The sequence below is a fragment of the Streptomyces sp. Z423-1 genome (genome assembly GCF_013009255.1).
Lineage (GTDB): Bacteria > Actinomycetota > Actinomycetes > Streptomycetales > Streptomycetaceae > Streptomyces > Streptomyces gossypiisoli.
Map to the genome: position 1 here is coordinate 203,112 of NZ_CP053109.1, position 20,176 is coordinate 223,287.

Annotated in this window: 16 protein-coding genes and 4 pseudogenes; 8 read left to right on the forward strand and 12 right to left on the reverse strand. The window is 68.4% G+C overall.

All coding sequences use genetic code 11. The features are described 5' to 3' along the window. Positions 1-251: 251 nt before the first annotated feature. Positions 252-2,018, reverse strand: coding sequence for a tannase/feruloyl esterase family alpha/beta hydrolase (locus tag HJD23_RS00920; RefSeq protein WP_171110211.1), 1,767 nt, complete (start codon positions 2,016-2,018; stop codon positions 252-254). A gap of 434 nt (positions 2,019-2,452) precedes the next feature. Between HJD23_RS00920 and HJD23_RS00925 the strand changes: the two genes are divergently transcribed. Continuing rightward, positions 2,453-4,453, forward strand: a complete 2,001-nt coding sequence (locus HJD23_RS00925; RefSeq protein ID WP_171110212.1) for a ricin-type beta-trefoil lectin domain protein — start codon at positions 2,453-2,455, stop codon at positions 4,451-4,453. Positions 4,454-4,751: 298 nt separating this feature from the next. Beyond that, a pseudogene (locus HJD23_RS00930) lies at positions 4,752-6,046 on the forward strand (IS256 family transposase). Positions 6,047-6,469: 423 nt separating this feature from the next. Here HJD23_RS00930 and HJD23_RS00935 read toward each other — a convergent pair. Beyond that, entirely contained in the window at positions 6,470-6,850 is a 381-nt protein-coding gene (locus HJD23_RS00935) for a hypothetical protein (RefSeq protein WP_171110213.1), read from the reverse strand. 67 nt (positions 6,851-6,917) lie between these two features. On the opposite strand from HJD23_RS00935, the gene HJD23_RS00940 reads away from it, so the two are divergent. From HJD23_RS00940 to HJD23_RS00955, 4 genes are all read left to right on the forward strand, one after another. Beyond that, positions 6,918-7,511, forward strand: a complete 594-nt coding sequence (locus HJD23_RS00940; RefSeq protein WP_171110214.1) for a TetR/AcrR family transcriptional regulator — start codon at positions 6,918-6,920, stop codon at positions 7,509-7,511. 92 nt (positions 7,512-7,603) lie between these two features. Continuing rightward, positions 7,604-8,290 (forward strand): type 1 glutamine amidotransferase domain-containing protein, encoded by a 687-nt coding sequence (locus HJD23_RS00945; protein ID WP_171110215.1) that lies wholly within the window; start codon positions 7,604-7,606, stop codon positions 8,288-8,290. Continuing rightward, the gene (locus tag HJD23_RS00950) at positions 8,290-8,595 is read left to right on the forward strand and encodes a DUF1330 domain-containing protein (protein WP_171110216.1); all 306 of its coding nucleotides are present in this window, start codon (positions 8,290-8,292) and stop codon (positions 8,593-8,595) included. The genes HJD23_RS00945 and HJD23_RS00950 overlap by 1 nt, the downstream gene beginning before the upstream one ends. Before the next feature lie 591 nt (positions 8,596-9,186). Then, the gene (locus HJD23_RS00955; protein WP_240980584.1) at positions 9,187-10,476 is read left to right on the forward strand and encodes a YbfB/YjiJ family MFS transporter; all 1,290 of its coding nucleotides are present in this window, start codon (positions 9,187-9,189) and stop codon (positions 10,474-10,476) included. A 163-nt stretch (positions 10,477-10,639) separates the two neighbouring features. Here the strand turns inward: HJD23_RS00955 and HJD23_RS00960 are convergent. From HJD23_RS00960 to HJD23_RS00985, 6 genes and pseudogenes are all read right to left on the reverse strand, one after another. Then, positions 10,640-11,510 (reverse strand): annotated as a pseudogene (locus tag HJD23_RS00960) (IS5 family transposase). Positions 11,511-11,751: 241 nt separating this feature from the next. Then, positions 11,752-12,170: pseudogene (locus HJD23_RS00965) on the reverse strand (IS5 family transposase); the annotation flags it as partial. Positions 12,171-12,276: 106 nt separating this feature from the next. Continuing rightward, positions 12,277-12,492, reverse strand: coding sequence for a hypothetical protein (locus HJD23_RS00970; protein WP_197973388.1), 216 nt, complete (start codon positions 12,490-12,492; stop codon positions 12,277-12,279). Positions 12,493-12,525: 33 nt separating this feature from the next. Beyond that, positions 12,526-12,915 (reverse strand): hypothetical protein, encoded by a 390-nt coding sequence (locus HJD23_RS00975; protein WP_171110218.1) that lies wholly within the window; start codon positions 12,913-12,915, stop codon positions 12,526-12,528. Positions 12,916-13,087: 172 nt separating this feature from the next. Further along, complete coding sequence (locus tag HJD23_RS00980; RefSeq protein ID WP_171110219.1) at positions 13,088-13,993, reverse strand: endonuclease/exonuclease/phosphatase family protein; 906 nt, start codon at positions 13,991-13,993, stop codon at positions 13,088-13,090. Between the two features lie 6 nt (positions 13,994-13,999). After that, positions 14,000-14,221 carry a hypothetical protein gene (locus HJD23_RS00985; protein ID WP_171110220.1) on the reverse strand — a complete coding sequence of 74 codons (222 nt, stop codon included), beginning with the start codon at positions 14,219-14,221 and terminating at the stop codon, positions 14,000-14,002. A 141-nt stretch (positions 14,222-14,362) separates the two neighbouring features. On the opposite strand from HJD23_RS00985, the gene HJD23_RS00990 reads away from it, so the two are divergent. After that, on the forward strand, positions 14,363-14,632 hold the full coding sequence (locus tag HJD23_RS00990) for a hypothetical protein (RefSeq protein WP_171133968.1): 270 nt from the start codon (positions 14,363-14,365) through the stop codon (positions 14,630-14,632). A 391-nt stretch (positions 14,633-15,023) separates the two neighbouring features. Here HJD23_RS00990 and HJD23_RS00995 read toward each other — a convergent pair whose 3' ends face one another. Then, positions 15,024-16,175: an alkaline phosphatase PhoX gene (locus tag HJD23_RS00995; protein ID WP_171110222.1), complete on the reverse strand. Its 1,152-nt coding sequence runs from the start codon at positions 16,173-16,175 to the stop codon at positions 15,024-15,026. Between the two features lie 254 nt (positions 16,176-16,429). Between HJD23_RS00995 and HJD23_RS01000 the strand changes: the two genes are divergently transcribed. Next, complete coding sequence (locus HJD23_RS01000; protein WP_232108125.1) at positions 16,430-16,771, forward strand: hypothetical protein; 342 nt, start codon at positions 16,430-16,432, stop codon at positions 16,769-16,771. On the opposite strand, the pseudogene HJD23_RS01005 reads toward HJD23_RS01000, so the two are convergent. The 3 genes and pseudogenes from HJD23_RS01005 to HJD23_RS01015 form a co-directional block, all read right to left on the reverse strand. Next, positions 16,732-17,010 (reverse strand): annotated as a pseudogene (locus tag HJD23_RS01005) (integrase core domain-containing protein); the annotation flags it as partial. The gene HJD23_RS01000 and the pseudogene HJD23_RS01005 overlap by 40 nt on opposite strands. A 336-nt stretch (positions 17,011-17,346) precedes the next feature. After that, entirely contained in the window at positions 17,347-18,024 is a 678-nt protein-coding gene (locus HJD23_RS01010; protein WP_171110224.1) for a hypothetical protein, read from the reverse strand. A 12-nt stretch (positions 18,025-18,036) separates the two neighbouring features. Beyond that, the gene (locus tag HJD23_RS01015) at positions 18,037-20,175 is read right to left on the reverse strand and encodes a glycoside hydrolase domain-containing protein (RefSeq protein WP_171110225.1); all 2,139 of its coding nucleotides are present in this window, start codon (positions 20,173-20,175) and stop codon (positions 18,037-18,039) included. Between the last annotated feature and the right edge of the window lies 1 nt (position 20,176).

Below are 20,176 nucleotides of genomic sequence, written 5' to 3' on the forward strand. Positions count from 1 at the left end.
TCACCCATGACCGGACAGCGTTCACCCTTACGGAGGCCATCGCATCACTGTGTCCGCGTTCAAGGGCGGCCCGAGCCGGCCGAACGGCCGATGAGGTCCGAGGAGTTACGGCCGACGTGCCGCGCACCGAGCCGGCGACTTCTCGCTGTACCTGGACGGACCGAGGCTCCGGTGCGCGGCGTCGTGACCCGCAGAGCCCGGGCCACGACGCCGCGCATCTGTGGGCAGTTCCTGCCGGTCGGCTCAGACCGTCAGGCCTTGCTCCTGGTCACCACCCACTTGCCACCGACCCAGTTGCCGACGGTCTCGTAACCGGGGCGGAAGGAGCCGAGCCAGTTCAGGGACAGACCCGCCTCCGCCGCGGACCTGACGGGGGTGTAGCTGGAAGGGTCGTCGGCCGATCCGCCCGTCGTGTTCTTGGCGATGTAGGGGAAGGGGTAAGCCGGGCGCGAGGAGGTGACCGTGCCGCTACTGTCGACCGACTTGGTCAACAAGCTGCCCGGGGCTTGGCCCTTGGTGACCCAGTCGACGATGGCGGTCAGCGCGTCGAGGGTGTTGGGGCCCTGGCCGCCGCCGCAGTGGGCTACGCCCGGGAGGAGGAAGAGCCGGGCGAAGTCGTTGGTCGCCTTCTCGCCCCCCATGACCTTCTGCACGGCCTTGTAGTAGGCCATGGTGCCGACCGCCGGGATGTGCTGGTCGCCCAGGCCGTGCCAGAGGATCAGCTTGCCGCCGGCCTTCTTGAACGCCCCCAGGTCGGGGTTGGTGGCGTCGTAAATGCCCTCGCCCAGCCGCATGATCTTCTTGTAGTAGGCCGCGGTGAACTTGATGTCCTTGTAGGTCAGCGTCGGCTGCGGGCTGTCGAAGATCTGGTAGCGGATGGTCTCGCGGACGAAGTTCATGTCACCGGTGGTTCCGGTGGGCGTGGTCGGCACGATGACGTTCGCCCAGTTCAGCTCGGAGCCGCGCAGCTGGTAGCCCGGGTAGAGCAGCTTGCCGTGCTCGTCGGTCGGGCCGGCGTAGATGCGCCGCAGGGTGGTGACCTGGTCCGCGGTCAGGCAGTAGTCCGAGGCAGTGGAGGTCTGCCCGGCCTCGCACTGGATGCTCGCCGGGTCCCAGTCGCAGGCCAGCGGGTCGCCGATGATGCCGTCGGCGGGCGCGCCGCAGCCCTTGAGCACGGCCTGGTGGATGGGGGCGAGGTCGGCCGTGGTGATGGTCGCGGGGCCGCCGTTGAGGAACACCGACTGCGCGGTCCAGGCGTGCGAGAAGGTGTTCAGGGCGGTGAAGTTGTTGGCCGGGGCACCGGCGATGATGCCGTCGAAGTCCTTCGGGTAGCGCTGGGCCTCGGTCAGGGCCTGGTGGCCGCCCTGGGAACAGCCGTCGAAGTAGGAGTGGGTCGGGGCCTGGCCGTAGTACTTCTTGATGAGGGCCTTGGCCGCCAGCGCGAGTGAGTGGTCGGCCTGGTAGCCGAAGTCGGCGCGCAGGGTGGGGTCGGTGGAGAACAGACCACCGCCCTGGTAGTGACCTTCGTCGCTGGAGGCGACGGCGAAGGCGCCGTCGGTCAGCGGCACGCAACCGTAGGAGGCGGAGACGCGGTCCGTGTTCACATTGCCGCACAGGCCCCCGCAGCCGAGCTGGAGATAGCTCGCCTGCCAGGTCGACTGCGGCAGCCGGAGCTGGAAGTGGATCTGCGGAGCGATCACGCCCCGTACGTCGCAGTACGCCCAGTCGCCGAGCGTGTTCTTGTCGGCGGCCATCTCTGCGGCCGAGGTGATCTGGAACGGCACACCGGGCACCGCGGCGGCCAGATCCAGGGAACTGACGCCGGAACAGGACATGGCCGGCGCAATGCCGGAGGATGTGCTGCTCGCGGCGGCGGAGGCGGGCGTGGAGGTCTGCACGCGGTCCGTCGCGGCGTTGGCGAGCGTCACGCTCGCGCCGGTCGCGACCGCGAGGCAGGCAGCGAGGACCGCCGTGAGAGGCGCGATTTTCCACCGGCGCCATCTCAAGAGCATGGACATGCTCAGTCTCCGTTCGATTGTCGGGCGGGAGCCGAGTGGCTGGATGGAGATGGCGATGCGGCCTCCAAGGGCGCTGGCCTTCGTTCCACAACTCCAGCCTCTTCGCGGGGCGATACAGCCATGGAACGTAGTCCTGGGCCTCACCGGCCACAAGAGCGTCGACTAAATTGTTGACGATATCTTGAGGCCTTGATCGCACCGCTCCGTGTGCCCGCCCGGGAGTTCCGCGGTCGACGTACGGGCGGCGGGTCACGTCCGGGTCAACCTCCCGGCCGGCCGGAGGCGCCGCGATGTACGCGGCGCCAGGAGCGAGGCCAGAAGCTGTTCCCGGAAGCCATCCCCCTTGCGCGAGCTATTGACTTGCTCCCCACAGGAACGCTGTCATGTGATCCCTTTCGTTGGAAAGTGTTCCTTTCCACTGCCGGGAGAGTCGCATGCCGAACACCATCGCACGAAGATGGACCCGTAGAGTCGCCCTCCAACTCCTCACCCTGGCGCTCGCCATGACCGGCCTGGCCGCACTGGACACCCAGAAGCAGTCAGCGCCCCTGTCCGCCGGGCCGACCGCCGTCAGCACCAACCAGATCAACGTGACCCCGCCGCCGATGGGCTGGGCGTCCTGGAACAGCTTCGCCAGCAGCATCGACTTCGACGTCATCAAGCGGCAGGCCGACGCCCTCGTCTCCTCCGGTATGGCCGCCGCCGGATACCGGTACGTCAACCTGGACGACGGCTGGTGGCAGGGGGCACGGGACGGGGACGGCAACATCGTCGTCGACGAGAACCTGTGGCCCAGCGGCATGAAGGCCGTCGCCGACTACCTCCACAGCAGGGGCCTGAAGGCAGGCATCTACACCGACGCGGGCAAGCAGGGCTGCGGCTACTACTTCCCCACCACCCGGCCCGCGGCGCCCAACACCGGTATGGAAGGCCACTACCAGCAGGACCTGGAGACCTTCCAGCGCTGGGGCTTCGACTACGTCAAGATCGACTGGTGCGGCGGAAAGGAGGAGGGCCTCGATCCGGAGGCCACCTACAAGGCGATCGCCGCCGCCAACGAGGCCGCCACCGCGGTCACCGGCCGCAATCTCGTCCTCTCCTTCTGCGAGTGGGGCACCGGACTTCCGTGGAACTGGGCCACCGGGTACGGCGACCTGTGGCGCACGAGCACCGACATCATCTTCTGGGGCCAGACCGCCAACACCGGCAAGATGCTCGCCAACTTCGACAAGGGGCTGCACCCCGCGGCCCAGCACACCGGGTACTACAACGACCCCGACATGCTGATGGTCGGCATGAACGGTCTCAACGCCGCGCAGAACCGGCTGCACATGAGCCTGTGGGCGATCTCCGGTGCCCCTTTGCTGGCGGGCAACAACCTGGCCACGATGAGCACGACCACCCGTGACATCCTCACCAACTCCGAGGTCATCGCCGTCAATCAGGACCCCCGCGGCCTTCAGGGCGTCAAGGTCGCCGAGGACACCCGCAACCTCCAGGTGTACGGCAAGGTGCTCTCCGGCACCGGCAAGCGCGCGGTGCTCCTGCTCAACCGCACCGGCTCCTCGGCATCCATGACGGTCCGCTGGGCCGACCTGGGCCTGACCGCCGCCTCCGCGTCCGTGCGCAACGCATGGACGGGCACCGACGCCGGTTCCTTCGCCACCGGTTACACCACCACCGTCCCGGCGAACGACGCCGTGCTGCTGACGGTCTCCGGCACCGAGGCGTCCGGCTCGACGTACGAGGACACCACCACCGCCACCACACCGGCCTTCACCGGCGTCACCACCGCCGCCGCGGGCACCAAGCTGGTCGACATCACGTACGCCAACGGCGCCGGCACCGCCCGCAAGGCCACCGTCCAGGTCAACGGGCAGTACAAACACGTCGTCGCCTTCCCGCCGACCGGCTCGGCGACCACGTACCGGACCGTGTCCGTACTCGCCCACCTGGGCAAGGGCAGCAACACCGTGCGCTTCGCACCCGTCTCCGGCAGCACAGCCCCCGATGTCGACGCCATCCGGGTCCAGAGCATCGCCGGCACGGACGGCGTCGCCCTCGTCGGCTCCGCCTCGAACCGCTGCGTCGACATCGACAAGAACACCATCACCAACCTCACCCAGGCGCAGATATGGGACTGCTCCGGGGGGCGCAACCAGACCTTCACCCGGACATCGCGCGGTGAGCTGGTCGTCTACGGCAACAAGTGCCTGGACGCCGACAACAACGGAACCGTCAACGGCACCAAGGTCATCATCTGGGACTGCACAGGCGGCACCAACCAGAAGTGGACCGTCAACTCCAACGGAACCATCACCAACAACCTCTCCGGCCTCTGCCTGGACGCATCGGGCGCGGCGACCGCCAACGGCACGAAGCTGCTCCTGTGGACCTGCAACGGCCAGAACAACCAGAAGTGGACCCTGAACTGACACCCGTCACGGGAACGTGACACACGACCGGCGAGGGCAGCACTGCACCCTCGCCGGTCGGCGTGCGACAACTGTCAGCGCCGTCGGCCGGCTGACCGCAGCAATCGTCACTGACCACAGTCGACGGCTCGTCACGCATCCGCATCAGCGCCGCGGATCTGCCGACTGCGGCAACCCTGGCAAGAGCGACCCGGTCGCCTCGCAGACCGTCTCGACGTCGTCCACGCCAACCTGGAGAGCGCCACCGCCGGGTCTGTACGGTCTTCGGTGTAACTCCCGATCATGGAAGTAGCACCTGATGAGCGACGTGACTGTCTCTGCCGAGGCGGTTGAAGAGGTCCGGCCGGCCGAGTTGCCGGCGGACGCGCTGGACGAGCAGTTGATCGGGCAGTTGGTCGACCAGGCCCGCGCGAGCGGCCTGCAGCTGACCGGTGAGGGCGGGCTGCTGCAGCAGCTGGCCAAGCGCGTGCTGGAGTCCGCTCTCGAAGGCGAAATCACCGACCACCTCGGCTACGAGAAGCACGACCCGGCCGGTGTCGGCAGCGGCAACAGCCGTAATGGGGCCCGGTCCAAGACCGTGCTGACCGACGTGGGTCCGGTGGAGATCACGGTGCCGCGCGACCGCGACGGCAGCTTTGAGCCGCAGATCGTCAAGAAGCGGCAGCGGCGGCTGACCGGTGTCGACGAGATGGTCCTGTCGCTGTCCGCGCGCGGTTTGACGCACGGTGACATCTCTGCCCACCTGGCCGAGGTCTATGGCGCGAGCGTGTCCAAGCAGACCATCTCGACCATCACCGACAAGGTCGTGGACGGGATGGCCGAGTGGCAGAACCGGCCGCTGGACTCGGTCTATCCGGTGATCTTCATCGACTGCGTGCACATGAAGGTCCGCGACGGACAGGTGGCGAACCGGCCCATCTACGTCGCACTCGCGGTCACTGTGGACGGCACGCGCGAGATCCTCGGCCTGTGGGCTGGCGACGGCGGCGAAGGCGCCAAGTACTGGCTCCAGGTCCTGACCGAGATCAAGAACCGCGGTGTCGAGGACGTGTGCATGGTCGTCTGTGACGGGCTCAAGGGCCTGCCCGACTCCATCTCGGCGGTCTGGCCGCAGGCGGTCACCCAGACCTGCGTCGTTCACCTGATCCGGGCGTCGTTCCGCTACGCGGGCCGCCAGGACTGGGACAAAATCTCCCGCGCGCTCAAGCCTGTCTACACGGCTCCGACGGCAAGCGCGGCAGAAGACCGGTTCCTGGAGTTCCAGGAGGAGTGGGGCGCCAAGTATCCGCGATCGTGCGGCTTTGGGAGAACGCCTGGGCCGAGTTCGTGCCCTTCCTCCAGTTCGACACCGAGATCCGCCGTGTCGTCTGCACTACCAATGCGATCGAGTCAGTCAACGCTCGCATACGAAAAGCCGTCCGGGCCCGCGGGCACTTCCCGAACGAGGCCGCAGCCCTCAAATGCGTCTACATGGCCGTCATGAGCCTGGACCCCACCGGCCAGGGACGCAAACGCTGGACCATGCGCTGGAAGCCCGCCCTGCAGGCCTTCGACATCACCTTCGACGGCCGACTCTCCGTCGGCCGCCGCTAACTCACACCAACCCGAGTTACACCGTTGGCTGGACAGACCCGGACCAGCCCACCGAGCAGGCCCCGCCCACCGCCGCGCCGCCGGCCTGAGAATCTGCTGCTCAAGGGTGCATGCCAATGCCGTGTTTCAGCAGCGATCTGCAGCCAATCGAGGGACTGCCACGGGCTTCACGCTGCGACACACTGACGCCATGGATGAGGAGAGGCGGCGGCGTTCCTCGCGTGGGCGGACCGCTTGTCGGCCGACAAACTGGACGCCGAGATCGCCTTGTTGGAGGCGCAGGAAGCCGTGCTTGCCCAAAACCTCGAAGGACTCAGGTGGACACGGGAGATGTTCCGCGCCTTCGATGCTTCCCCGCCCCCGCCCGGGCACGACTGACTCGCACCGATCAGCAAATCAACCACCCGCGGCACGAGTGGAGCGCTACGTGTCCTTCGGGCCGTCGTCGGCGTCCATCTGCTGCTCAATCTCCCGGGCGGTCTTCATCAGCTCGAGGGCCTCGCGGCGCAGATCCTTGGCGCGCTCGCGCAGCTGCTTCACGCGCCGACGCTGCTGCTCGGGGCTGTACTCGTTGACGTACTGCCCGCGCGGCCCCACAAGCAGCCCTTCGGCCACCAGCTGGCGCACCGCGGCCGCGGCTTCCTTGGTGCCGATCTGGAACGTGCGGGCGATCTCGTCGCGGTTCATGAACCGCTCGCCGGGCAGGTAGCTGCGGTGGATCACGGTGCGGATGAGCCGGTAGGCGCGCTCGGTCGGGATCATCGTGCCGACGCTGTAGAGCCGGTAGCCGTCGTGAAGGGTCACCAGCCCATGTCGCCTTCTACCGCACACCTCCTAGACGACTGGTCTACTCGGGTGCTATGGTTCATGCATGTCGGTAACCACGCGCACCACAGACACTCGTCGGGTCATCCTCGACACTGCCCAGCGGATCATGGCCCGCAAGGGTTACTCAGCTGTCGGCATCAATGAGGTGCTCGCGGAGGCCGGTGTGCCGAAGGGGTCCTTCTATCACTACTTCGCCTCGAAGGACGCCTTCGGTGAAGCGATCCTGAAGAGCTACTTCGCGGACTACCTCACGGACATGGACCGCGTTCTCGCCCACTCCGGTCAGACGGCGGCCGAGCGGCTGATGGCCTACTGGCAGCAGTGGCGGGACACGCAGAGCCTCGAGGAGTGCCAGGGCAAGTGCCTGGCCGTGAAACTCGGCGCCGAGGTCGCGGACCTGTCCGAGTCGATGCGCCTTGCCCTGAAGGAAGGGACGAGTGCCATCGTCGACCGCATCGAGCGCACGATCGCCGACGGCCTTAAGGACGGTTCCCTCTCGGTCGACGGTGAGCCCCGCGACGTCGCACAGGCCCTGTACGACATGTGGCTCGGCGCCAGCGTCATGGCCAAGATCCACCGCAGTCTGACCCCGCTCGACACCGTCACAGCGGCAACCCGCAGGCTTCTGCACCTGTAGAAGACCGGCGCCCCATGGCCCAGATCCGGGTCATGGGGACTGGTTCACCCACTAATAGTAGACTGGTCTACTGAGCACGCAAGGAGTGTGTCATGAAGGTTCTGATCGTTCTCACCTCGCACGACAAGCTGGGGGACACCGGCCGAAAGACCGGGTTCTGGCTGGAGGAGCTGGCGGCGCCGTACTACCGCTTCAAGGAGGCCGGCTGGGAGATCACGCTGGCCTCGCCGAAGGGTGGTCAGCCGCCGCTGGACCCCAAGAGCAACGAGCCCGGCTTCCAGACCGACGACACCCGGCGCTTCGAGGCCGACGCGGAGGCGACCGGGGCACTGGCGAACACCGTGCGCCTCGACTCGGTCTCGGCCGGTGACTTCGACACGGTCTTCTACCCCGGCGGGCACGGACCGCTGTGGGACCTGGCCGAGGACGCCGACTCCGCGCGGCTGATCGAAACGACGCTGCGCTCGGGCAAGCCGGTGGGGCTGGTGTGCCACGCTCCCGGTGTGCTGCGGCACGTCGTCAACGAGGACGGCACTCCGCTGGTCGCGGGCAAGCAGGTCACCGGGTTCGCCAACTCCGAGGAGGAGGCCGTCCACCTCACCGAGGTCGTCCCCTTCCTGGTCGAGGATGAACTCATCAAGCTCGGCGGCGTCTACTCCAAGGGCGGCGACTGGCAGCCCTACGTCCTCAAGGACGGTCTGCTGATCACCGGGCAGAACCCGGCCTCCTCGGCTCCCGCAGCCGACGCCCTGATCGAGCTGGTCACCAAGGCCGGCTGATGAGCGCCTACGTCGTCATGCTCCGCGAGCGTGTGACCGACCCGGCCGAGCTGGCCCTCTACGCCAGCTCGGCCCGGGCGGCCCGGGCAGGCCACGAGATCACACCGGTCGTCGGATACGGGGCGATCGACACCCTGGAAGGCACCGCGTTCGACGGTGTGCTCATCCACCGCTTCCCGAGCGTCGAGGACGCGCGGGCCTGGTACGAGAGCCCGGCCTACCAGGCAGCACTGCCCCACCGCCAAGCCGGTGCCGACTACCGCGTCTTCATCGTCGAAGGAGTCGACCACACCCACGACCGCTGAAACTGCTCGGCCGACGGCCACCCGAAGGTATGCCAGGTCGGAGCCGGCGAAGCGGTCGGTCGCCGGCTCGCCCAGCACCCCGCTGCCCGCAGCGACAAGGGCCCGCGGCGACAAGGTGACCGGTCTGCACCGCAGTGCGGCGCAGACCGGCACCGTCGAGCCGCAGACGCCACGCCGGTCAGCGGCGACCTGATCGCCGACTCCCGCACCGGCCGCACCCCGCTGATCGTGGGGCACAGCACTCTTCTCAACACGCCCGACCCGGCCTCATCACCGCTGGGTCGGCGGTCGAGTACGGCGACGTGCCCGGTGACGACGTCGCACGCGTTCATCACCGCCGTGCCGCACCAGCCCTCCCGCAACCGCCTGTTGGTCGAAGCTCACCGACGGCGACACCTCATCGCCGGAGCCGTCACCGCACAGGCGACGCCGTGACCCGAACGTCAGACATCCAGCTTTCACCCCCCTCGCTGAGGCCACCCATGGGCCCGAAGGGTCTTCGTGGCGATGCCGCCACGGACCTGGCGCCGAAGACGCCGCCGCCCGATTAGGCCGCACCGTGCCAGGACTTCCAGAAAGGCAGGACCCTCCGTGACTCTCACCGTCGAACGAGCTTCGGCCGAACGCCCGCTTCAACGCCGACCTATCGCAACCGCACCCTGGGTCACAGCGGCCCAGGCAGCCGCCGCACTGGCCGCCAGCACCGGGGTCGGCCGCTTCGTCTACACCCCGATCCTGCCGCTGATGCACGACCAGGCCGGCCTCTCGGCCACGAGCGGGGCGAACCTGGCGACAGCCAACTATGTCGGCTACCTGGCCGGCGCCCTGGCCGGCAGTTTCGCGCCCCAGCTGGTCCGCTCTCGCCTGGTGATGCGTGCCTCGATGATCGTGATGGCTGCTTCTCTCGCCCTGATGCCGCTCACGACGGACGTCACGCTCTGGTCGGGGTTGCGCCTCCTCGCCGGGTTCACCAGCGCGCTCGCCTTCGTCTACGCGGTCGGGGCCCTTCTGTCCGGACTGCGCCGGCCGGCCCCGCACCTGATCGGCTGGGGATTCGGCGGTATCGGCGCGGGCATCGTGCTCTCGGGAGTGCTGGTCCTGACCGTCGGCGAGGTTGCGACCTGGCGTACGGCGTGGTGGATCGCGACCGTCCTGACGCTGCTGCTGACCGCAGCCTCATGGAAACTCGACCCGCCGGCCCCGCAGGCGGCAAGCACGGCGAAGACCCGCACCCGTACACACCGTTGGTTCACCGCACTGGCGCTCAGCTACACCCTCGAAGGCATCGGCTACATCATCGCCGGCACCTTCCTCGTCGCCTCGATCACCCAGGACGCCCCCGGCTGGGTCGGCGCAGGGGCATGGGTCGTCGTCGGACTGGCCGCGATCCCCGGTTCAGCACTGTGGACGGCCCTGGCCCGGCGGTTCAGCCGCCCCACCCTCCTGGCGTCGGCCCTGATGCTCCAGGCCGCCGGTATCGCCCTCACCGGGCTGGTTCCCGGCAGCGTCAGCGCGCTCGTCGCAGCGGCCGCCTTCGGCGGCACGTTCGTGGGGATCGCCTCCCTGGCACTGGCCCTCGGCGAGCACCTCCAAGTCCCGCGAGCCGTCGCACTGTTGACGGCCGGGTATGGCATCGGGCAGATCATCGGCCCTGTGATCTCCCGGCCCCTGCTGACAACCGGCTACTCGGCACCCCTGCTGCTGGCAAGCGTCATCCTGGCAGCCGCGACCGTGGTGGCCGCAGCACTCAGAATCCGCTACCCGCACCGGCTGGGCCACATGATCGAACCCTCCCGCCTGACACACAAGCTGCCCACGCCGCGCCCCTCACACACTCATGCTCCCCAACCTCCCCACACCCCTCAAAACCGGATCAACTGAGGAGAAAGAGCAGCTCTGGACAAATCCAGGAAGTCCCATCAACGCGGAGAGGGTTGCCCACGGCGGGTAGCCCGACCTGCTCGGGGGCGATCTGCGCCCGCTTGTCCTTGAGGAAGTCTCCGAGCTCACTCACGCCCTTAAGAGGTCGTTTTGTCCCGGCGTTTCATCCCGGAATTGGTGTTCGATCCCGTGGTGCCGGGTCGCGCCAGGAGATGGTGGCTTCGCCGGTGAGGCGGCGGGCCATCAGGTCGGTCATGGCGAGGTGGATCATGGCTTCGGAGCGGGCTGGGAGGGTTTCGTAGTCACGCGTGAGGCGGCGGTGGAACATCAGCCATCCGTACGTTCGCTCCACCGTCCACCGCTTCGGCAGCGGGGTGAATCCCCTGGCCCCAGGAGTGCGTAGGACGATTTCCATGTCGATGCCGAGGCGAGCTGCGTGCTCGACGAGGTGCTGGCGGTAGCCGCCGTCCACCCAGACTTTGCGGATCGAGGGATGTGCGGCGGCGACCTGGTCGATCAGGTGGGTTCCGGCGACGGAGTCCTGCACGCTCGCGGCCGTGACCAGCACCGCGAGCAGCAGGCCGAGGGTGTCGGTGACGATGCTCCGCTTGCGGCCCACGATCTTCTTCGCCGCATCCGTGCCCTGGCCGGCGGCCGGGACGCTGGTGGAGGTCTTCACGCTCTGGGCATCGATCACGCACGCGGACGGCTCGGCGCGCTTGCCCTCCCTCTGCCGTAACAGCCGCCGCAAAACGCCGGTGAGCTGCGCGAACACGCCGTCCTTCTGCCACTTGGCGAAGTAGCCGCACACGGTTTCCCAGGGCGGGAAGTCATGGGGCAGGTAGCGCCACTGCACCCCGGTGCGATCCACGTACAGGATCGCATTCATGATCTCGCGCAGGTCGTGCTCGGGGTGGGCGTCCGATGCTGAGCGCATGCCGGCGCCGCTCGGCCCGCCATGCACTCAGCACCGGCTCGATCAACTCCCAGCGGGCATCGGACAGATCACTCGGATACGCACGACGTTCGGCCATGACCTGGACATACCGCCGACCGAGGGCGTGCGCCCAGGCGTGAACCGGGAACAGCGGGAGCACCACCGCGCGACGGACGTCCTGGGATGAGACAGGCGCAAGCCGCACCCCGCCCCAGCCGCCACCCCATCCGGCGCATTTGCCGCAACCACTCCACCAGCCCCACCGAGACACAACCTCTGACCGAAAACCTCAGGGCAAAACGCATATCACAGGTGAAAACGACCTCTCAGAGGTCGTTTCAGTTGGTGAGTCGGCGGTAGCTGATCAGGGCTGCAGCGATGCCGACGAAGGCCAGGAAATGTTCGGCCTTGCGCTCGTAGCGGCGGTGCAGGCGCCGACAGCCGGCGAGCCAGGACGCACCGTCCTCTCCACGACCCAGCGGTGGCGGCCCAGCCGCTGCGAGGACTCGATGCCTTTGCGGGCGATGCGGTGGCGGATGCCTCTCTTGGGGAGCCAGCGGCGCAGGTGGTTGTAGTCGTAGCCCTTGTCGGTATGGAGCTTGGCCGGTCGCCGGCGACGCGGGCCGCGCCGGGAGCGGATGGGCGCGATCCCGCCTACCAGTGGCTTCAGGCCGAGGCTGTCGTGCATGTCGGCGCCGGAGATGCCCAGCGACAGAGGTAGACCGTTCCGGTCCGTGATCAGGTGGATCTCACGGCCGCTGTCAGAGCCATCACCCATGGCTGGGACCTGAGGTTGCTTGCACGTGGCGAAGACCCGCCCGGCTGGTCATGGGGCCAGGCGGGCGGGTCTTCGGTGGTGTTGCTCAGCTACCTGGGTAGTGGAGCACATTCACCAGCAGCTCGTGCACTGGGGAGTGATCGCGTGGGTCGTGCAGCCGGGTGTGGCCGCCGCGGACGGTGTACCACTCCAGCGCGCCGGCGTAGCGCACTTGCACGGTGAGCGAGCCGTCGTCGGTGCACAGGGTGCGGCAGTTCCAGCTCGCCGGTGATCGTGCCGACTTCCTCGGTCCACACTCCATCCGGCGAAGCGGTGAGCGTGGAGCTGAGCTCGGTCATGATGAGCAGGCGTTGATCATGCTCTGCAGCGCGGACTTCTCGTTGGACTGGGGCTTCCAGGCGGAGGGGTCCTTGTCGCCCTTGGAGGAGATGACGTTGTCGGTGACCGCGATCAGCTGGGGGTAGCCGAGGTCGTTGTCATACGGGCTGTACCAGCTGCCCGAGTCCGGGTCGCAGTCGCTGCCGATCAGCACGTTGTCCCCGTCCCGCTTGAGCACCGTCTCGCGGGTGTTGCAGGTTCCGGAGATGGTGATCCAGTGCGGGGACTTGTCCCGCGAGTAGCTGGTCATGCTCCCTTCGGCCGCCACCGTCAGCGCGTTGAGCTCGGACTGTGCGGTGGATTTGCTGCGGATGTTGGGCGGGGTCGCATAGGCCGACGATGTCACGTCATCGGCAGTGCGACGGCGGTCAGTGCCGCGACGTCAGGCCGAACCAGCGGCGGCCGGACAGGGCAGCACGGGAACGAGACCCGGATCCTCCTGGAACAGGGATGGTTGGAGCCTGTGGCGGCCCCGGCGCATGGGCCGGGGCCGCCGGAAGCCGCTGTCAAAGCGCGGCTCAGGGGATGTTCAGGCGTGCGATCTGAGGGTCGTGGTCGGTGGGCCGGACGGTGAACTCGCTGTTGGTGTGCACGGCGTCGTAGGCGTAGCCGGCGGTGACCAGGGCCGGTGAGATGAGCAGGTGGTCGAGGACTTGGGAGTTGCCCTCGTAGATGTAGCTGTAGCGGTCGGAGTCGGGCAGGGTGGCCGGCAGGTCGGTGAGCCCGGCGGCGGTGAGTTTGCCGACGGCGGTGGAGAACTCGAAGTCGTTGAGGTCTCCGGCGACGATCACCCGGGCGTTCGGGTCGATCGCGGTGATCTTCTTGTAGAAGTCGGCCACGATCTGGGCCTGGGCGCCCCGCTGGGTTTCGCTGGAGCGGGTCGGCGGCTGGTAGCGGCCGAAGAGCGGGTCGTCGCCGCCCTTGGAGTTGAAGTGGTTGGCGATGACGAAGACCGGCTTGCCGGCGAAGTAGAACTTGCCGACCAGCGGCTTGCGGCTACCTGTGAAGGGGGAGTTGCCGGGGTTGAGGGAGAGGGCCACGCGGTCGCCGGTGGTGCCGCTGTCGGAGACCTGTACGGCGGTGGTGGCGTCGCCGTGGGTGCCGGGGGCGAAGGTCACTGTGCCGGTGCGGAAGAGGAAGCCGACGCGGATATTGCCGTTCGGTTCACCGCCGTCGGTGCCGTTGACGGGATCGATCTGCCGGTAGGCGTAGGTGGGGCCGCCGGCGGCGGTGATCGCGTTGATCAGCTTGGCCCAGGTCTGGTCGGCCGTCGGCTGGCCGCCCTCGGGCCCGTTGTTGTCCTGGATCTCCTGCAGAGCGACGATGCCGGGCGAGGCGAGGTTGGAGACGATCTGGCGGGCCAGGGCGTCGAACTTGCTTTGCGGGTCCTTGGCATCCAGGTTCTCCACGTTGAGCGTGGCCACCGCGAGCTACCCCGAGACGGGCGGGGTGGTGGTCTCCTTGCCCAGACCGCTGTCGAGGCGGGACAGCGGCTGGGTGAGCTGGAGCTTGAAGTTGCCGAAGGAGTAGTCGAGTACGCCGACGGCGGCCGCGGAGAAGTGGTCGCCGGTGTTGACAGCCGGGGTGGAGCCGGCCAGGACCCAGTCGTCGAGGAGGATCCGCTCCGGGTTGGGGTCGGCGGATCGCAGCACGATGCCGCCCCGGGTGGTGCGCGCCGAGGCGTTCGCGCCGTCGTCACCGAGGACCGGGATCTCGCCGAACTTGTTGGTGGGCCGGCCGCGACCGGGGTGTTGACCTGTACGCGCATAACCTCCATGGACTCGTAGAAGTCGATGCCGTCGGTGGCCGCGTCGAAGGTGCCGGAGGACTCCACGCTGCCGGTGGCGTCATCGTCGATCAACGTGGTCGGCGGGATGCGCCCGCCGGTGCCGATCACCACCGGAGCGGGCAGCGCCTTGGTACCGAGTTCTGTGATGGACGGGGAGGTCAGCTCGCTGATGGTCAGGTTGGCTGTGGAGGAGCCGCCGGGCCGGTACTCGGCCACCTTGCCGTTGACCGCGACCTCGTCACCGGCCTGCACGGTCGGCGTCCGGGAGGTGTAGACGAACAGGCCCTCGGAGGTTGCGGGGTCGGCGTCCGGGCACGGGTCCTGGTACCAGAAGCCGTTGCAGCCGACCGCGGTAACCACACCACGGACATCCTGGACGGTGGAGCCGTCCAGCGGGGAGATGTGCGACGCGCCCTGGACCTGCCGGATCCGGGTCGACGTGTAGCCGCAGGTGTCCGCCGCCTGCGTAGGGGGCGCGGAGAAGAGGCTCAGGCATGCGGCGGTCAGCATGAGGGCGCTGCCGGTGGCCAGGGGGCGCATGCGACGGAGCAGGGGTCGGGCTGGGCAGGGTACAAGGGAGTCCGTCCACCTTCCTGGTGAGGGAATATCGCGCAGGGGCCGGTGGGGCACCGGCGGCCGGCGCCCCACCGGCAACAGTGGGTTGGTCAGAGGGCGGTGCGGAAGGGGCCGGTCACCTCGTAGGTGATGCCGCCGCTGCTGGAACCGCTGGTGCCGCGCTGGGAGGAGAAGTACAGCCGGTTCCCGGCCGGGTTGAACGCCGGGCCGCAGATCTCCGAGGAGCTCTGGCCGGTGATCCGCAGGAAGGGGGCCACGATGTCGTCCGGGGTGATGATGCAGATCTCCATGTTGCCGCCGTCCTCGGCCACATAGAGGTCGCCGACCGTGGCGCCGGTGATGTTGTCCACGCCGGTGAGCGGGGCGTTGGAGGTGAGGTCATCGTCGTAGGCGATGGCGAGGGTGTTGTTCACCGCGTTGTAGGCCCAGACGCGGTTGTCGCCCTTGGTGGTGAAAAAGCACGTGCCGGACTTGTAGTGGCAGCCCTCGCCGCCGTCGAACCTCTTGGTTCCCGGGACCTGCTGGCGGGTCGCCTTGGGCTGTCCGTCCGGGTCGGGCACATCCGCCCAGGACAGTACGCCGTTGCTCTCCGTCAGCACCTGCAGGGTGCCGGAGGACAGATCGCCCCAGGTCGTAGGGATGAACCGGTAGAAGGCGCCGTCGCCCTCGTCCTCGGTCAGGTAGATGACCTGCCGGTCCGGGTCGCACGCGGCGGCCTCGTGCTTGAACCGCCCCATCGCGTCCCGCCGGACGGCCGCGTTGACCCCGTACGGGTCGGTCTCGTATACGAAGCCGCGGCTGGTCTCCTCGCAGGACAGCCAGGTGTTCCAGGGAGTGGCGCCGCCCGCGCAGTTGCGGTTGGTGCCGGACAGGATGGGGTAGGCGGCAGTGATCGCGCCGGTGCTGGAGAACTTGATCGCGCTCACCCCGCCAGCCCCGCTGCCCAGTTCGGCGTTGGAGACGTAGATCCAGCCCGTTCCGTCGGCGAAGCAGGCGCCGCCGTCCGGGGCGCTGTGCCAGATGTGGCTGGTGCCGGGCACGGTCTGGGTGGAGCGGGCGATCACCCTGCTGGTGAAGCCCGTCGGAAGCATGATGCCGTTGGCGTCGGCCGCCTGGAGGGCCCCGTAAGGGCTGGGACCGGTCTGGGCGGGATAGGCGAGGGACTCCCGGGTCATGGTGAAGCCGAAGGCGACCGAGCCGGCGCCGACGACAGCACTGCGAAGAAGGGTACGGCGATCCACTGCTACTCCTCCGTCAAAAGGCGAGTAAATCCGGTGTGGTTGAGCACCGCCGACTGGTCACGGAGGAGAGTAGAAGCGTCACGCCCGGTCGATCAGGTCCCGCCGGATGAACACATTCCGGCCATCCGGCAAGCGGCTACCGCGCGGTACTTCACCGCGCCGCAACGTAGGCACGGACGCCACGGCAGTGCGCCGTCGCGGCCGGGACGCTGTACACGCTCACCGTGACGGCGGAGGTGTGTGAGGAGCTGGGCTTGGCGACGGTGCCGCGGGAGGTGACGCCGGGGCTGCGCCCGGTGGTGGGGAATGCGGGGGTGGACCAGGAGCTGATCGACTGGTCGTCCACCCGCCGCCAGCGGGTCGAGGACGTCCTGGAGGGCATCACCGACCAGTACGTGAAGGACCACGGGCGGCTGCCCGGCGAGCGCGCCCGCCACGGGCTCGGCCAGCGCCTGGTCGGCGGACTCCTCCAGCGCTGCCAGACGGCCGGTGCCGCGATCCGCGCCCGGGTGGGCCCGATCGTGGACACGGAACCGCGCCGGGATCGGTGGAGGCTCTATGCGTTGGCTCCAGCCGCCGGTTGGGGCTGGTGGTGAGCGTAGTGGTTGGTCTCGTATTCGTGGGGCGGGATGTCTCCGATCGCGCTGTGGAGCCGGTGGCTTTTGAACCAGTCGACCCATTCCGCGGTGCCGAGTTCGACGTCGGCGAGGCCGTGCCAGGGCCGACGGGGCTTGATCAGCTCCGTTCTGTAGGCGTCGATGCCGGCCTCGAGGAGGTGCGTGGTGAACGCGAAAGACGTGTATTGACTGCCCGCATCCGGATGATGAACCAGCCCCGGTCCAGCGGGAGTTCCAGCAAGGTCGCGCCGCCACAAAGCCAATGCTGAGGTGCCTCGCGTACCCTCCCCGGGAGCTGGGCCAGCGGGGGCCGACGCGCATGTGCTCCGACCAAGGAACACACACGTTCGGTTCCTTTTCGGCGGCACGACCCTGCCGGTGGCGGCGGCACTGATCGGCGCGGCCGGGTGGGCGTGGCGGTCTGGCTGATGAACGAATCGGCCGGCCGCTGGCCGGGCTCGGCACCTTCGCTGGAGCCGGGGCCCCGCCCCGACGGCGGGGCGCTGAGAGCCCTCGAAGCCCTCAACGACCCGCCGCTCGGTGTCTGCCCGGGCTCAGGTGCCCTGAGCCCGGCGTAGGCGCCGGGCCTTGGCCCGGCGGGAGGGGGCCGCCGGGTCGGCGACCGTGCCGGCCGTCTGCGTACGGGACGCGGTGGCCCGGCCGGTGTCCAGCCGGGCCGCGACCCGCGCCAGGGCCCTGTCCCCGGGACGGGCGGCGATGTGGAAGTGCGAGACCTTCACCGGGGTCAGGTCGCCGCCCCACACGACCGTCCCGTCACAGTCCGCGAGGATGTCCCGCAGGATCGCCTCCTGGTGAGGCCACAGCCCCTCGCTCCCCTTCAGCGGATAAGCGGTGGGGTGGAGCGCGATCGCGGTGCCCGACAGGTGGTTGGACTCGAAGTCGGCGCCGACCGTACGCCGCGTGGTGTGACCGGCGACGCCGCCGCCCTCACCCGTGTCGAGCGCGGCGATCTCGTAGTGCCAGCGCCGCGCGACGTGCAGAAGCACCGCCGCGACTTCACCACGCCGCAGGCCGAGCGACGCGGCGGACCCCTCGACGTGGTGGACGGTGACGGCGGCGGGATCGATCCGCCAGCCGTTGGCGGACACGTCACCCGCCCACGGCCCCGTGCGCGGCGCGGCCGCCGGTGCGGGGGTGGCCAGGGCACCCGACGCCACGGCCAGTACGCCGGTGCCGGCGGCGGCCCCCAGGAGACTGCGTCTGGAGATCATCGGCTTCCTCCCTCACCCTCGGCCGACGGCGGAGACACCGGGATCGCCGCCGTCCCGCCAGATGTTGTGGTCCAGGCCCCAGCCCGGCTGGAACTCGTACTCGTGGATCTGGTTGAACGACCAGTTCTCCGGCAGCGGGAAACCGAGGTTCCCCGAGAACCCCCAGGACATTCCGGAGACGAACGACCAGCGGGCGCCGGCGTCCTTCGACACCCGGATGCACACGTTGCGGGAGCCGTAGACGCCGAAGGTGTAGCGGCTCCCGAGTTCGGCGAGAGCGGCCTTGACGCCGTTGAAGTACGGCACGACATGGCTGGTGATCTCCTCGTCCGTCGCGTCGTAGTCGACCCCGAAGTAGATGCACGTACCGGCGCCGATCCCGTGTTCGGCGGCCTTACCGTGGGCCTTCTTCCCCTGGTCGTAGCCCTTGGCGTAGGTGAAGTTGCCGAGTTCCGTGCCGTTGTACTGGAAGATGGGGAAGAACCTCAGCCCGGCGTTCACAATGGCCTGCGGCTCGCCGGGCTTCAGCGCCTTGCCGAGATAGCCGTCGTCGCCCGGGGCGAGATGCTCGTCCAGATAGCGGCCGACGATGTGGTAGCCGTTGGCCTTGAGCAACTGACCGCGCTGCGGGGTGATCTCCGTGATGCAGTCGCAGCCGGTGGCGTCCCGTGAGGTGTCACCGGACGACACGAGGAGCTGCGCCCAGGTCGCGTAGTCGTTGTGGCCCGTGACGGGGAGCTGGGAGAACCTCTGGAAGGCCTGGAGCCACCCCACGTGCGTACCCGTCCGGGCGTCGGTGCCGATGTCCGCCGGAAGGTAGTGCGCCTGCCCGTTCGCCGTGTATGTCGGTGAGTTGAAGTAGCACGCGGCACGGAACAGGTAGCGCAGATCGCCCGTGAGGGTCGCCGAGCCCCGTCCCTTGAGGGCTGCCTGCGTTCCCGGTCCGAAGTACCCGTTGATCGAACCCAGGGCGATCCCGAGCTCGTACTGGATGGCCATCATGAGCCCCTGCTGGACATCGCGGGAGTAGATCCCGTCGCAGGGCACCAGACTCATCGCGGGAATCCCGATGCCCGCGACGTAGCGGGAGTTCAGCCGCTGCTGGATCGCCCGGACGTGGGGATCGCCACCGGGCACGAGCCGGAACTGGTCCATGCGCAGCAGCGACTTCAGCACATGCGGCCACATGGCCAGACGCTGCCCGGCGTTGGCATGGTCCAGGCCCATGTCGGCGTAGAGCTGCCGGAGGGAGGCCTCGGACTCCTCGCCCCATCCACCGAGGGACTGGGAGGCCCAGTAGCCCTTGCACCACAGCGCCCCGTTGTACAGGCGCAGCAGATTCGCGTTCCGCTCGAACTCCGGCACGATCTCGTGGTTCTTCACCGCGTTGAACGTGCCGGGGCCGAAGTTCTGGACGGTGGGAGATATGCCGAGTTCGTGCTGAAGCCCCTGGGTGAGCGCGAGCACGGTGTTCCAGCCGGTGTAGCCGGTCTCGGAGCAGATCACGTATCCGGGTGCCGTGTCGTAGGTCTCGTTCACCCATTTCTGCGTCCGGTACACGTAGATGTCGGCGGGCGCCCGCCACGGCACGGACGGGTCGATCGTCGATCCCGGCCGCGCGTACATGTGCAGGTTGCCGGGGCAGTCGGTGTCGTAGCCGAAGGAGTGCGGGAGGATCTTGTTCCCGGTCTTGCGTGTGGCGGTGTGGCGCAGGTGGTCGATGAGGCCCCTGATCCCGCGCAGCATGGCCTCGCTCGCGACGTCCTGGGAACGGATCATGCCCACGATCGAGTAGAAGCCCTCGTTGCGCCCCACGCCCTCGATGTAGCCGGCGGCGTTCCCCTCGCCGCGTTCTTCTCCGCGCCCCTCGTAGACGTGGCCGTGCGGGCAGACGAGGTAGTTGTAGGCGATGTCTCCTTCGAATTGACCACCGGTCTTGTGGTCCAGGTAGACCTCGGCGATCGCCCTGCGGCAGTCCTCTTCCGTCTGCAGGTCGCTGGTGCTCCCGGGGCCCAGGTGGTGCAGGAACACCCCTTTGCTTCCGGACCACTTGTCATTGCTGCTGGCCTCTGGATCGCTGCAGGCGTGCGCCTGCAAGTACCAGGGGGCGTACTGCCCCCAGGTGGCACGCCGGTTGATGGTGATGGCCACG

Bases quoted from the DNA above. Each gene is read 5' to 3' on its own strand.
- HJD23_RS01010 (WP_171110224.1), bottom strand. From the start codon at position 18,024: ATGATCTCCAGACGCAGTCTCCTGGGGGCCGCCGCCGGCACCGGCGTA.
- HJD23_RS00945 (WP_171110215.1), top strand. From the start codon at position 7,604: ATGAAGGTTCTGATCGTTCTCACCTCGCACGACAAGCTGGGGGACACC.
- HJD23_RS00990 (WP_171133968.1), top strand. From the start codon at position 14,363: ATGCCGTCGGTGGCCGCGTCGAAGGTGCCGGAGGACTCCACGCTGCCG.
- HJD23_RS00925 (WP_171110212.1), top strand. From the start codon at position 2,453: ATGCCGAACACCATCGCACGAAGATGGACCCGTAGAGTCGCCCTCCAA.
- HJD23_RS00970 (WP_197973388.1), bottom strand. From the start codon at position 12,492: ATGGAGTGTGGACCGAGGAAGTCGGCACGATCACCGGCGAGCTGGAAC.
- HJD23_RS00920 (WP_171110211.1), bottom strand. From the start codon at position 2,018: ATGTCCATGCTCTTGAGATGGCGCCGGTGGAAAATCGCGCCTCTCACG.
- HJD23_RS00950 (WP_171110216.1), top strand. From the start codon at position 8,290: ATGAGCGCCTACGTCGTCATGCTCCGCGAGCGTGTGACCGACCCGGCC.
- HJD23_RS00940 (WP_171110214.1), top strand. From the start codon at position 6,918: ATGTCGGTAACCACGCGCACCACAGACACTCGTCGGGTCATCCTCGAC.